Origin of the sequence: Microcoleus vaginatus HSN003, from assembly GCF_022701255.1 — a bacterium.
GTDB classification, from domain to species: domain Bacteria; phylum Cyanobacteriota; class Cyanobacteriia; order Cyanobacteriales; family Microcoleaceae; genus Microcoleus; species Microcoleus vaginatus_B.
This window is the reverse complement of record NZ_CP031705.1, coordinates 2,291,895-2,305,370: the sequence shown is the minus strand read 5'-3', so window position 1 is coordinate 2,305,370 and position 13,476 is coordinate 2,291,895. Positions and strand designations below refer to the sequence as shown.

Annotated in this window: 14 protein-coding genes; 8 read left to right on the top strand and 6 right to left on the bottom strand. The window is 47.1% G+C overall.

The genetic code is table 11. The annotated features are described in order from the left end of the window. Positions 1–48 precede the first annotated feature (48 nt). Both D0A37_RS09860 and D0A37_RS09855 read left to right on the top strand, forming a co-directional pair. Positions 49–852 (top strand): TPM domain-containing protein, encoded by an 804-nt coding sequence (locus D0A37_RS09860; RefSeq protein ID WP_242723659.1) that lies wholly within the window; start codon positions 49–51, stop codon positions 850–852. Between the two features lie 163 nt (positions 853–1,015). Then, on the top strand, positions 1,016–1,639 hold the full coding sequence (locus D0A37_RS09855) for a precorrin-8X methylmutase (protein WP_006632961.1): 624 nt from the start codon (positions 1,016–1,018) through the stop codon (positions 1,637–1,639). 18 nt (positions 1,640–1,657) lie between these two features. Here the strand turns inward: D0A37_RS09855 and D0A37_RS09850 are convergent, their stop codons facing one another. The 4 genes from D0A37_RS09850 to dapB all read right to left on the bottom strand — a co-directional run bounded on the left by D0A37_RS09850 (position 1,658) and on the right by dapB (position 3,994). Continuing rightward, entirely contained in the window at positions 1,658–1,990 is a 333-nt protein-coding gene (locus D0A37_RS09850) for a DUF2442 domain-containing protein (protein ID WP_242723657.1), read from the bottom strand. 25 nt (positions 1,991–2,015) lie between these two features. Beyond that, entirely contained in the window at positions 2,016–2,207 is a 192-nt protein-coding gene (locus tag D0A37_RS09845; RefSeq protein WP_242723655.1) for a DUF4160 domain-containing protein, read from the bottom strand. Positions 2,208–2,280: 73 nt separating this feature from the next. Continuing rightward, positions 2,281–2,991: a DUF8619 family protein gene (locus D0A37_RS09840; RefSeq protein WP_242723651.1), complete on the bottom strand. Its 711-nt coding sequence runs from the start codon at positions 2,989–2,991 to the stop codon at positions 2,281–2,283. Positions 2,992–3,166: 175 nt separating this feature from the next. Further along, positions 3,167–3,994: a 4-hydroxy-tetrahydrodipicolinate reductase gene (gene dapB / locus D0A37_RS09835; RefSeq protein ID WP_242725459.1), complete on the bottom strand. Its 828-nt coding sequence runs from the start codon at positions 3,992–3,994 to the stop codon at positions 3,167–3,169. Between the two features lie 301 nt (positions 3,995–4,295). Here dapB and D0A37_RS09830 point away from each other — a divergent pair, with 301 nt between their 5' ends. The 5 genes from D0A37_RS09830 (at position 4,296) to ruvC (ending at position 10,024) form a co-directional block, all read left to right on the top strand. Further along, positions 4,296–6,821 (top strand): EAL domain-containing protein, encoded by a 2,526-nt coding sequence (locus tag D0A37_RS09830; RefSeq protein WP_242723648.1) that lies wholly within the window; start codon positions 4,296–4,298, stop codon positions 6,819–6,821. 289 nt (positions 6,822–7,110) lie between these two features. After that, positions 7,111–7,365, top strand: coding sequence for a type II toxin-antitoxin system ParD family antitoxin (locus tag D0A37_RS09825; protein WP_242723646.1), 255 nt, complete (start codon positions 7,111–7,113; stop codon positions 7,363–7,365). Beyond that, positions 7,355–7,732, top strand: a complete 378-nt coding sequence (locus tag D0A37_RS09820) for a type II toxin-antitoxin system VapC family toxin (RefSeq protein ID WP_242723644.1) — start codon at positions 7,355–7,357, stop codon at positions 7,730–7,732. Before D0A37_RS09825 ends, D0A37_RS09820 begins: the two co-directional genes overlap by 11 nt. A 552-nt stretch (positions 7,733–8,284) precedes the next feature. Next, the gene (bchI, locus tag D0A37_RS09815) at positions 8,285–9,400 is read left to right on the top strand and encodes a magnesium chelatase ATPase subunit I (protein WP_242723643.1); all 1,116 of its coding nucleotides are present in this window, start codon (positions 8,285–8,287) and stop codon (positions 9,398–9,400) included. A gap of 90 nt (positions 9,401–9,490) precedes the next feature. Then, positions 9,491–10,024: a crossover junction endodeoxyribonuclease RuvC gene (ruvC, locus tag D0A37_RS09810; protein ID WP_242723641.1), complete on the top strand. Its 534-nt coding sequence runs from the start codon at positions 9,491–9,493 to the stop codon at positions 10,022–10,024. Positions 10,025–10,031: 7 nt separating this feature from the next. Here the strand turns inward: ruvC and D0A37_RS09805 are convergent, their stop codons facing one another. After that, positions 10,032–10,601: a Uma2 family endonuclease gene (locus tag D0A37_RS09805; RefSeq protein WP_242723639.1), complete on the bottom strand. Its 570-nt coding sequence runs from the start codon at positions 10,599–10,601 to the stop codon at positions 10,032–10,034. Between the two features lie 552 nt (positions 10,602–11,153). Then, entirely contained in the window at positions 11,154–11,291 is a 138-nt protein-coding gene (locus tag D0A37_RS09800) for a hypothetical protein (protein ID WP_242723637.1), read from the bottom strand. Between the two features lie 259 nt (positions 11,292–11,550). Between D0A37_RS09800 and D0A37_RS09795 the strand changes: the two genes are divergently transcribed. Further along, on the top strand, positions 11,551–12,978 hold the full coding sequence (locus D0A37_RS09795) for an IS4 family transposase (RefSeq protein WP_242715793.1): 1,428 nt from the start codon (positions 11,551–11,553) through the stop codon (positions 12,976–12,978). Positions 12,979–13,476: the final 498 nt, after the last annotated feature.

Here is a 13,476-nt window from a genome sequence, read left to right as displayed (position 1 = left end):
AAGACGGCCAGCTAGCATTCACAATTAAGACCCAGATTATAAGTTCCTATGTCACAGCTTTTCCCGCGAAAATTTCTAGCCTCTGTTGCCGCATTTTTTCTGGCTTTGTCCGTGTGGGCGATCGCACCAGCAGCCCACGCTTTCAATAATCCAGATTTGTTGCCGTCAACTCAGACGCCGATCATTGACTTAGCTAAAGCCCTTACGGATATTGAAGAAGAAAGTTTGGCAAAAAATTTAAAGGCATTTGAAGCCGAAACCGGCTGGAAACTGCGAGTGCTGACTCAGTACGATCGCACGCCCGGTTTGGCTGTTAAAAGTTATTGGGGGCTAGATAACAAGAGTGTGTTGCTAGTTGCTGACCCCCGAGGGGGCAATTTGCTTAATTTTAATGTGGGCGACTCGCTGTATCCGCTGCTGCCGCGCACTTTTTGGGTGGAACTGCAAACCCGCTATGGTAATCAATTTTTTGTGCGGGACAATGGGGAAGATCGAGCGATTATTGAATCTTTGGAGTCGATAGAAGGCTGTTTGCGTCAGGGCGGATGCCGCGTGGTTCCGGGTTTGCCGAGGGAACAGTGGATTCTGACGTTAATTACGTCGGTGGTTGGCGGCGTCATCTGCGGGTTTGCGGCTCAGCCTCGGAAGCCGGGACAGGTTGTGGCTTGGCAGTGGGCGCTGATTTTTTCGCCGCTGTGGGGCATTCTGTTTTTTGCTTTCGGACTTGGGCCGGTGGTGACTCGGACTTCTGACTGGTTGCCTGTGGTTCGGAATGTGGCCGGTTTTGCGATCGGAGTTTTGGTGGCATTCCTGACTCCGGTGTTGGGCAAATCTTCTTCGTCGGAAACTTAGTTGTCAGTTAGCAGTTGGCAGTTGGCAGTTCCCAGTCAACAATCATCAGTTATAAGTCAACAGTCATCAGTCATCAGTCAACAGTCAACAGTCAACAGTCAACAAATGACTAAAAGCTGGTAAGCTGATACCTGACAACTCACAGGCGACAGCTATCCAACAAATGGAATGGCACGTAAGCGATGCCCAGAGTCTGGGATTAATCGATAACGAAATTGGCGACCACGGTTTTTCAGCGGCGGAGTACGAAATAGTCCGCCGTGTGATTTATGCGACTGCTGATTTTGAGTACAAGTCTTTAATTAGTTTTTCCGATCAGGCTTTGCAGGCTGGGGCGGCAGCTTTGGCTGCTCGGACTACGATCGTGGTAGATGTGCCGATGGTGCAGGTGGGCATTACGCCCCTAATCCAAAATACCTTTGCGAATCCGGTTTACTGTTCGATGGAGGCTTTGACACGCCCCCAAAAGGAAAGGACGCGGGCTGCTTGGGGGATTGAAACTTTGGCAAGACGCTATCCTGAGGGGATTTTTGTGGTGGGCCAGGCTCAAACTGCTTTGTCGGCGATCGTAGATTTGATTGAATCTGAGGAAATTCGGCCGGCTTTGGTGATTGGGACGCCTTCTGGGTTTGTAGGGGTGGACGTGGCGAAGTCGCGGCTGCACGATTCGATGATTCCTCACATACGGATTGAGGGCCGCAAGGGCTCTGCGGTAGTAGCTGTGGCTATTGTTAACGGGCTGGTGGATTTGGCTTGGCAAGCTTACGGTCAAGAGGGGAACAGTTGATCGATAAGTCAGAAGTCATTAGTCATTAGTTATTAGTCGTTCTGGATTATTTTGAGCAGTGTTGCGGTTAATTAACCAACTTTCAAACGATCGTTGACTTTCACTGCTGCGTCGGCCCGCTAGCAAACCTTCAACTCCAATATGTTCGTCTAAATCAACCCATTCAATGGCATAACCATCTCCAAGTAGCTGCCAATTATGTCTTTCCTCCGGGGAACCGTGCAACAAACGGGGATACCAAGCTAAGGGAACACTCAAACTGCGACCATCAGCTAAGTCCACAATCACTTTTTCGTCTGTCACCGTGACTTTAATCACAAGGGGTTCTGTTTCAAGGATCAAAGTAGTCATCCCAAGCCTCCAACAATGTTTGTTCTTATTCCTCTAGAAGATGAGCGATCTGGTTTAATTCATGTTCTTTGAAGCCTCGATTTTTTTCTAGAGATACAGGATTAATCCAAAATTTAGCAAGTGGCCGATCTCGCTTAACATGAATGTGGGCGGGTTCGCCTCGATCGGAACTAAAAAAGATGAAACTGTAGGGGCCAACCTGAAGAACCGTAGGCATTAGCTGTTATCAGAGTTAATTTTCTCCTAAGTTTAACTTGCGATCGCTCTTAATTTTGTGGCTACGATCAATATTAATAATCAGCGGGCGATCGCCTTTTTACATCTCTGCTTTGATTAGTGCGATCGCGGTCTTTTTTTCTGCCTTTTTTAATTTGCTGGCTCATTTCTACAAACAAATCCCTACGCAGATAAGGATAGTCGCTCACCCACACGTCACGGCTGGGAATATAAATATCTGAAACTTTGGCAATTCTGCCTAAATCTTCTTGATTTGACATAATTAACATTAAAGCAGCTTGGCCGGGGACAATTCCTTGGTGATCTTTCCGCAATGGAGCTCGAAGTGTAGTAGTAAATCCGGTTTTGTCGCCAACTTCTAAGTTGATGCGTGGTTCTAGGTTGTCAACAATTACGAGTTGTCCTTTTTGATTGACTGTTTCTTCTTGACTGGTGACTTCATCTGTAATATATATATCCAAAACTCGTCCTTGCCAAAAACCGCAGTATTGATATTTGCGACATTCTGCATTCCGCAAACTCGCCCACAAAATTGGCCCCCACAGCCAGTACAAACCAGCTATCAATCCGGTGATTAAAACTAGCGGCCCGACATCTGAACCGACGAAGTTGTAGACTACGAGGAGGAAAACTACGGTGACGGCAGAGATTAACATTCGCCTCAAAAAATCTGGCGGTTTTCCCCAGATATATTTGTATTGCGCTCCCGTGGCGACGGCGGGAATTAGTTCTTGAAAGGTTTCGCGGGTTAAGGGAATTAGCATAGGAAGTTCGGCAACTAGCAATGTACGGGATGCAACGGCTGTCTGTTCGGAAGCGGATTATATTAAGGGATTTAACAGATTTAACGGATTGATGTTGAAGTCAAAAATCAGAAGTTAGAAGTCAAAAGTTAGAAGTTAGATTAATTCCACATTACTAATGACTAATGACTAATGACTACAAGATTTTTTCCAGGCCGTAAACGAGCGATCGCAGTTCCAGGACTTTGCGTATAGACAGCAAGACTCCGGGCATATAACAAGCGCGATCGCTCGTATCATGCCGTAAAGTATAAACTTGACCAGCGCCGCCAAAAATTACCTCTTGGTGGGCAATTAAACCGGGTAAACGGATGCTGTGAATGCGAATCCCTTCATCGGCGACTGAACCCCGCGCTCCGGCTAATTTTTCGCTTTCCTCAACTTCAGGGAGATTGAAAGTTTTTCCCATTTCTGCTAGCATTTGGGCAGTTTGAATGGCCGTACCGCTGGGAGCGTCGGCTTTTTGATTGTGGTGCAGCTCGATAATTTCTACGTGTTCAAAATACTGAGATGCCGTGACGGCGGCTTGTTGGAGCAAAACCATGCCGATCGAGAAATTGGGTATAATCAAACAGCCGATGCTGGCTTTGTCAGCAAATTCAGCTAATTTTTCTATTTGCTCGCTGCTCAAGCCGGTAGTGCCGACTACCGGGCGAATGCCGTAAGCTATGGCCGATCGCACGTTTTCATAAACCGACTTCGGATGCGTAAAATCTACCATCACTCCTAACTGCTTTTCCTGAGCTGCTAATACCAGCATTCCTTGCAAGTCGTCCGTGATGGGAACTTCTAACGGGCCGCATCCGGCTAATTCCCCGGCATCGGCGTTGAGGCATTCAGGAGAGCGGTCTACAGCCCCAAATAAGGTCATGTCATTAGCATGGGCGATCGCCTTAATTACTTCGCGGCCCATTTTGCCTGCAGCACCGTTAACAATCACCGGAATCGGAAGTTGATTCGCCATCATCTCAAAAATATCCTGAAAGTTCGATCGACTAATTTTAACGCTTGTGCGAATTTGGGGAAACAAGGAATGAAAGACAGGATTTGTCGGCAAATCTTCAAAAACCAGGTTCCCATTCGAGAAATACTTGGCCAAATCGAGTAATTAGCTTAAAGAAACTCGGTTGCGGCACAAGTTCTGAAAAAATTACATTCAATCTCATATTAAGCTCAATTCTGTAAGAACAGACTGGTGCAAAGCTAATTTGCACCGACATATTTTTTCTGTGGCTGCCAAATTCTCTCGAAATCTTCGATATGTCATGTCTGTCGCAACTGGCTTCGACCTGAGTTCTCATAACCGACGGGTCAGGATTTTGCCTGCAATGCTTGCTGGCGTGACTGTAACGCTGCTGAATATGGGAGTTCGGCAGTTGGGAGGCCTGCAAAGCTTGGAATTGGGGAGTTTTGACTCGTTAGTGCGCTTGCAGCCAGATTTGGGCCCCGATCCGCGACTGTTGGTAGTGGCCATTTCTGAGGCGGATATTCAAGCTTTGGGGAGATTTCCGATTTCCGACGGTGCGATCGCCCAAACGTTGGCCAAACTGCAAAAGTATCAGCCAAAAGTCATCGGTTTGGATTTGTACCGGGATTTGCCTCAAGCACCGGGACACGAGGAATTGCTGGCCCGGCTGAAAGCACCGAATGTGGTGGCGATCTATAAGTTGAGCGATTCAGAAAGTCAGGGAGTGGCTGCGCCCCCTGGGATACCGCCCGATCGGGTCGGTTTTAACGACTTCGTGCTCGATCCTGATGGCGTTGTACGCCGCAATTTGCTCTCAGTCTCGCAACCAGATAGAAAGATTGCTTTATCGTTTTCTATGCAAGTGGCTTTGTTGTATCTCAAAGACAGAGTACAGCAGAAAAATAGCGCTGTTCATCCCCACCAAATCAACTGGGGAAAGGCAGAATTTGTGCCTTTAACTTCTGACAGCGGTGGCTATGCAAATCTCGACGCCAAAGGCTACCAAGTTTTGCTCAAATACCGTTCTGGTAAGGATGTGGCGCGACAAGTCAGTATCAGGCAGGTATTGAAGGGGGAAATTGACCCAAGCTGGGTTAAGGACAAGATTGTGCTGATCGGGACGACGGCACCGAGTACCAGAGATTTGTTTTTGACGCCCTACAGCCCGGTTAAAAAGCAAAGTCCGAAAATGCCGGGGGTGTTGCTGCACGCGCAAATGCTCAGCCAAATATTGAGTGCGGTTTTGGATGGGCGATCGCTATTTTGGGTGTGGCCGGAATGGGCGGAAATTTTGTGGAACGGTGCTTGGGCGATGGTTGGCGGGGTTTTGGCTTGGCGGATTCAGCACCCTGTGAGGGTGGGATTGGCTGGGGGTGCTGCATTGATGGGGCTGTTAGGGATTAGTTGTGGGATTTTTATTTGGGGTGGGTGGGTGCCGCTGGTGTCGCCGACTTTGGGTTTGGTGGTGACTGGTGTGGGTGTCAGTGCTTACAGGAAGCTTTACGATGCTTTTCACGATTCTCTAACGGGTTTGCCGAACCGGGATTTGTTCGTGGATTGCCTGGGGCGGGCGATGATCGCCAATACTAGGGGCCGGCGCAGCTATCTGTTTGCGGTGCTGTTTTTGGATTTAGACCGGTTTAAGGTGATTAATGATTCTTTGGGTCATTTGGTGGGGGATGAACTGCTGATGGCGGTGGTGCTGCGGTTGAGGGCGATTATTGGCTCCGGGGATACTGTGGCGCGGGTGGGGGGCGACGATTTTGCGATTTTGGTGAGGAATATTGATGTTGACAGTGCGGTGGATTTGGCCGATCGAATTCACAAAGCTTTAATTGTACCTTTTGAGTTGAAGGGGCAGGAGGTGTTTGTCACTGCGAGCATCGGGATTGCGCTGGGGGGCGAACCCGCTGCTAATGTCAGGGAACAGCCGGAACACTTGCTGCGGGACGCCCACACGGCGATGTACCGGGCGAAGGCTTTGGGAACGGGAAGGTATCAGGTGTTTAATGCTTCGATGCACGATTTGGCGGTGGAGAGGTTGCAGTTGGAAACTGATTTGCGGATGGCCCTCAAGCGTCAGGAGTTTTTGCTGCACTACCAGCCGTTTGTATCTTTGGCAAGCGGTAGGATTATTGGGTTTGAGGCTTTGGTGCGTTGGCAACACCCGCTGCGGGGTTTGATTCCGCCCATGAAGTTTATTCCGGTGGCTGAGGAAACCGGGGCAATTGTGCCACTGGGTGAGTGGGTGCTGGAGGAGGCTTGCCGGCAGTTGCGGCTGTGGGAAGAAATGTTTGGTTTCGATCGACCTTTGATTATGAGTGTAAATTTATCGGGGAAGCAGTTTGCTCAGCCGGATTTGGTCGATCGCCTGAAGGTGATTTTGGAAACAACGGGTTTGAGTGCCGAGAGTTTGAAGTTGGAGATTACTGAGAGTGTGGTGATGGATGATGTGGAGTCAGCGATCGCGGTTTTGAAGCAGATGAAAGGGTTAAATGTCAAGTTGGGAATTGATGATTTTGGCACTGGTTATTCGTCGTTGAGTTATTTGAGTCGTTTTCCTACGGATACTTTGAAGGTTGATAAGTCGTTTGTGGGGCGGATGGAGATCGAAAGCGAGGGGGAGAATGTGGCGATCGTGCGGACGATTGTGGCGCTGGCTCATGCTTTGGGGATGGATGTGATTGCTGAGGGTGTGGAGACGGCGGCACAATTAGCTAGGTTAAGGGCGATCGGCTGCGAATACGGTCAGGGTTATTTTTTTGCTAAGCCGTTACCGAGCGAGGCTGCGACTGCTTTGATGGCTTCCGATCCGCAGTGGTAGTTGTTAGTTATTAGTTATTAGTTATTAGTATCAGTAGGGTGTGACAGCTCGGGTTTTTTTCGGGATAATTAATAATTTAAGAGTTGACGCACCATCGATCGCGCCATCTGCTCATCTCAGACATTCACGGGTAGCCTGAAACCGGTTTTTTTTTACGAAAATACTCTATCCATGCCTTTTATCTAGGTTAAAACCCGGTTTCTTTGATATTGAGGCGTCCTGGACATAAAATTTGATAATTTTTGTTATTGTGGGGATAATAGTTGACTCAAATAGGTGACTCAACATCATGAACATATCCTTAACTCCTGAACTAGAACAGTTTGTTGAATCAACCGTCAAAAACGGTAGGTACTCATCAGCTTCAGAAGTTGTACGGGCTGCATTACAATTACTAAAAGAACGGGAAATTTCCGTGGTTTTGAATCCGGTTTCATCAGAGGGGAAGCAAAAATCCAGCTATGATTTCTCTGATTTGGTGGGGCGATTAACTTGGCAGGGAGATGCAGTAACAATGCAGAGGAATCTACGCGATGAGTGGTAATCGCTATGTGTTGGATACGAATGCTATCGTGGCTCTGCTTCAAGGGAATATTCAACTCATTGAATTACTTAAAGATGCTGATTGGCTCGGAGTTTCAGTCATTAGCCAAATAGAGTTTCTGGTATTTCCTGGGCTGACTCAAGACGATCGTCAGATTTTTGAGCAGTTTCTTCAACGAGTGGAGATTCTTGGTTTAGTGGCGATTGATGGTGTTTTGATTGAGAAAATAATTGAAATTCGCCAGCAACATCGCTTGAAACTACCGGATGCGGTTATTGCAGCAATGGCAATCCAAAATTCAGCAAGTTTGGTGACGGCAGATGGAGAGTTTGCAAAGGTAACAATTTTAAGGGTAATTAATTGGTAGCGATCGCTCTTTGATTAAAAAAGGTTTTGGGAAAGGGCGATCGCACTTTTCCCCAAAACCCAAATTCATGTAAGTCAACGAGGAAATCTTTATTTGCGTTAACGCTCTTAACTATCTATCTGGGCCAACTTGAGGTTTTTATGCAAAGTAGACAAAATCGTTATATAAGTTTACATTTGGGTTGCCCGATCACGCAAAATTTGAAAACTGCCCGCATTTAATTTACCTGGTTCTTTGGCTTCAAACTCTTGTGGGGTGGGCATCCTCGCCCCAAAGGTTTAATTCAAATAAATAGTCCTGAACGCACCGGTGGTCAGAAACCGGGTTTTTTTGCGAGAATATTTCGTTACAAACCGCAGAAACGGCAAAAAACCCGGTTTCTTTGGTTTTGATGCGTAAGTCGTGATCAAGAAAATCTTAGTTGCGCTTGGGTGTTTAAGGCGATCTGTACTCCGTGGGCACCCTACAACTGGGATTGATTAGGGTCGATCGCCCCAGACAATCCCTTATCCCCTACAATAAACAAGCAATTATTATATTTTGAGTTATCCTGTGAGTCCTACTGCCGAAGTCAGCAATACCCTAAATGCGGGCGCTCTACCAACCGTTACCGCTACCCCAGCCCGCCGCGCTGTTTTTCCCTTCACTGCGATTGTTGGCCAGGAGGAGATGAAACTGGCGCTGCTTTTGAATGTCATCGATCCCAAAATTGGCGGGGTGATGATTATGGGCGATCGAGGTACTGGTAAATCTACCACAATCCGCGCCCTCACTGACTTGCTGCCAGAAATTGAGGTGGTGGCTGACGATCCTTTTAACAGTCATCCCAGCGATCCAGATTTGATGAGCGATGAGGTGCGCGATCGCACTTTATCTCAAACTGACATTAAAATCGCCCGCAAAAAAGTCCAAATGGTAGATTTACCTTTGGGCGCGACCGAAGACCGAGTTTGCGGTACGATCGACATCGAGAAAGCTTTGTCGGAAGGAGTTAAAGCTTTTGAACCCGGCCTTTTAGCTAAAGCTAACCGTGGCATTCTTTACGTTGATGAAGTCAATTTGCTCGACGATCATTTAGTCGATGTTTTGCTCGACTCTGCCGCCAGCGGTTGGAATACTGTTGAAAGAGAAGGAATTTCGATTCGCCACCCGGCTAAGTTTATTTTAATCGGTTCCGGCAACCCAGAAGAAGGAGAATTGCGGCCGCAGTTGCTCGACAGATTCGGGATGCACGCAGAAATTCGCACTGTAAAAGACCCGAATTTAAGAGTGGAAATTGTCGAACAGCGATCGAGTTTTGACCAAAATCCGCCGGAGTTTCTCGCGAAATACCAGCGCGAACAAGATGAAATGCAGCAGAGGCTGGTAGAAGCCCAGGAAAGGTTGAAATCGGTAACTATCGATCGAGAGTTGCGGGTAAAAATCTCCCAAGTTTGCGCGGAATTGGACGTAGACGGGCTGCGGGGCGATTTGGTGACGAATCGGGCTGCGAAAGCTTTCACGGCTTTGGAATGCCGCACAGAGGTGACTGTGGACGATATTCGCCGGGTGATGACTCTGTGTTTGCGGCACCGATTGCGGAAAGACCCGCTAGAATCAATAGATTCGGGCTATAAAGTGACTAAAGTGTTCGATCGGGTATTCGGCCTAGAAACAACTGAGGGGTAATTAATAATTGGTAATTGGTAATGGGTGGTGAGGAAACATTTCCCAAATTTTTAATGCCTCCTTCCCCTGTTCCAATTACTAATTCTGGCAATGGAAAAACGAATTTTAGGATTAGATCCCGGCTTAGCAAGCCTCGGATACGGCGCAATTTCCTGTCACATTGTCCCCGGAAAACAAGATAAAAACGTTGTTTCCATGATTGATTGCGGCGTCATAAAAACAACGCCAAAACAGGAAATGGGACAGCGGTTGAAAACAATTTACGACGATTTGCACGAGGTAATTGAACAGATTAAACCTGATATAGCAATTGCCGAAAAACTGTTTTTTTACAAGATGGGGAATACCATACTTGTAGCGCAAGCGCGGGGTGTTTTGACGCTGGTATTAGCGCAGTGTGGAGTGCCACTGTTCGAGTTTACGCCGGCTCAAATTAAGCAAGCTTTGACCGGGCGCGGTAATGCGGATAAATCTGAAGTGCAAGAGGCCGTGGCGCGGGAGTTAGAGTTGGGTTATATTCCGAAACCCGACGATGCGGCGGATGCTTTGGCGGTGGCTTTGACTGGTTGGTACGATGATGATATTTGTCCGAAGAAAATACAGTTGGAAACCGGAAAAATTTGATACAATATCAAATCATCGGCAAATTAAGCACAAATCCGGGCAAGACATCTTCTCCCGATAAACTTACAGGAAATTGTACAATCTCTACTTCGCGAGAAGGGCGATAAATCTCGACTTGTTCGTCTAGAGGATTAATTAACCAACCCAAGCTTAAACCACTGTTTAGATACTCCTGCATTTTCTCCTGAAGCGGTCGCAGCGGGTCTGGGGGCGATCGCAATTCAATGGCAAAATCAGGACAAATTGGCGGAAATTTCTCTTGTTCTTCTGCTGTTAAAGCAGACCATCTTTCTAACCTAACCCACGCGGCATCAGGGGCTCGATAGCCATTATTAGGCAAGCGAAAAATTGTAGAGGAACTAAACACTCTCCCTAGCTGCGTTTTACGGTTCCACAAGCCCAAATCTGTAATTAAATAGGCTTCTCGATGGGCGTTAACTCCGCTTACGGGTGACATAATAATGATTTCTCCTTTAGGTGTCCGTTCAAATTGCCAATCTCGATTCATCTGGCATAAACGGTAAAACTGTTCATCTGTTAGTTCGACAGTATCTAAGTTTAAACTAATGGTTGTCATTTTATTATCTCTTTTCTCTTTTCTTCTGTGCAGTCCGCCCAGGCGGACTTTGTATGTGTAGAAGCGATTTCACTCGCCGATTAATCTATTTTAGCGCCATTTTATTGAGAATGTGTGTTTTAAATCATATATTGCACCATTCTCAAGAATAGGTTTTCCGGCCTGTTTCACAAATAGTAGATTTTCTGGTGGGTAGTAGGGGTTGGTCAGGATAACCCGCCCATAGAATAGTTATTGATAATGGTGCAATATCTCAGTTTTAATGAATAATTAACCCTTATATAATTCCTGATTTTTTAAGTGCTATTCTCCGGTTTTTCGATGGAAACTGGTAATCGGGTTTGATTTATAAGGCTTTGTCATAGGAGGCACTCTCTTGTTCAAACAATCCTAAATTACCCAGGGTAATGCCCCAATTATTCTAGGCTTCAGGATAATCTGATTTGAATTCTCAAGGTTTGTTGGAGGAGGCGATCTCCCTTTTGAAATTCACTAAATCATATTGCTTATTACCTCAAGCGATACCACCGCATCCGTAGCGGCGGTGCCCTCCTACCCGCCCTCCAACAATCGATCGCCAAACCTCCCCAACCACGCCGCCAATTCACCATTTTTAATGCGTTTTGCGATTAAGAATCTCGCAACATCCCCTCTTCCCCAGCCCTCATTCACCCCTTCGAGAAGTTCCATCAACTTCGCCTCGTATTCCGCATCAGTCAAAGTTGGAGGAACCCCCCTCAGTCCCCCCTTAGTAAGGGGGGAAGCAAGATTTGTTTCCTCTTGTTCCCCCCCCTTACCAAGCTATGCCTTACTCACATCTTTCTTAACAAAGGCGCTCCGGCTCAAGCCGGAGCGACCTCCGGGCGCTCGCTCCCTTGGAGTAGGATTGACAACCAGGAACCGAATCAAGTAAGCCTGAAATTACGGTATCAGAGGCGAGTGAGGAACTATGACGGCAGAATGGGCAGTAGCAGAACTACAATTTGCTTGTTTAGGCGATCGGCGTCGCCAGAAAAGACTGGTGCGAATTGTCTCAGACTTAGCCTCACAGCCCCATGCCACTGTGCCACAAGCATCAGGGGATTGGGCAGCCACCCAAGGGGCTTATGACTTTTGGTCATCTCCACGAGTCTCGTCAGATGCGATTCGCCAAGCCCACCAAAGAAGTACCATCGAACGAATCAAAGTACACCCAATGGTTCTGGCGATTCAGGACACCACAGAACTGAATTTCACCCACCATCCCAGCAAGAAAGGAATGGGACACTTGGATAGTGCCACCAGTCGGGGTCTGAAAGTTCACTCAGTATTTTGTAGCTCTGCCAATGGAGTACCATTAGGAGTGTTGCACCAACAAGTATGGGCGCGAGATCCTGCGACTATTGGTAAGAAGCATTCCAGAAATCAAACCGAAACCAAAGACAAAGAAAGCCAACGTTGGTTAACAGCTCTTGATGCGACCCAGAAGGTGATGCCAGAATCAATTACTGTACTAACGGTAGCCGATCGCGAAGCCGACATCTATGACTTTTTAGCGACTGAAAGACCTGAGAATTCTCAGTTGTTAATTCGCGCCTATCACAACCGTCAAGTCAAGAACTCTGATGGTACAAAAGAAGTAGAGCGACTACAAGGTGCGATCGCCAAAGTACCGATCGCCGGACAACTGGACTTGGAATTGCGAGCTAATCCGCAGCGAGAAGCTCGTAAAGCGACTCTGAACCTGCAGGCTACAACAGTCGAAATTCTACCTCCTCAAAGCCACCCTCACCACCAAAATTTACAGCCGCTGACAGTGCAAGTGATTCTGGCTAGTGAAAACAACCCACCGACCACAGAGAAGCCTGTAAGCTGGTTGTTATTGACCACCTTGCCCATTAATGGTTTCTCTGATCTTGTCCAGTGCTTACGCTGGTACAGTTACCGTTGGTTAATCGAACGCTATCATTACGTTCTTAAAAGTGGATGCGGTTTAGAACAGCTACAATTAGAAACTGCCGAGCGCATCGAACGGGCAATCTCAACCTACACAATTGTGGCATGGCGGTTATTGTGGATGATTTACGAATCTCGTCATCATCCTGAGCTGGGAGGGGACACCATTCTCGAAACCCATGAATGGCAAGCACTTTACTGCACAATTCATGGGACTCCTATCCCTAGTGAATCACCCCCAACTTTAAGTAATTGCATTCGTTGGATTGCAAAATTAGGTGGATTTTTAGGACGTTCATGTGATGGTGAACCGGGTGTCAAGACCCTGTGGCGAGGCTGGCAACGTTTGCATGACATTGCTGGTACATGGAAATTAGTTTCCACCCATTCCCCCCCGGATGTCAAGCCTGATTTTGTTAAGAAAGATGTGAGTAAGGCATAGCCTTACCAAGGGGGGGCCAGGGGGGGTTAAAAGCCTGGGAAAAAGTGCGGAACACCCGCTGAATTAATTGTTTGAGGAATCGCCATATTTTATCCAACATTGGGGAGTTTTTGAGGCGGTTGGTTTTTTTGATTGTAGCAATAATTGTGGGGATTGGTCGTCAGTCCGATAGTCCGCCAGAGGTTGAAAAGGCGATTCGGATTTGTCGTTAGTCCCCTAGTCCGCCAGGGGTTGAAACCCCTGTCTCATAGCGAAAGTCCTCTGAAAGAGGACTGAAGATGTACACAATGTTAATTAAGGGTGACATTTTGAACATTGTTAATTACCATTGAAATCCTTCTCACCAGTCCTCTTCAGAGGACTTCAGCTATGAGACGGGGGTTTCAACCCTCGTCGGACTTCGCAACATCGCAATCTAACATTTTGAACATGATTAATTAGCTTTTAAATCCTTCTCATCAGTCCTATTGAGAGGACTTCCGCTATGACACGGGGGTT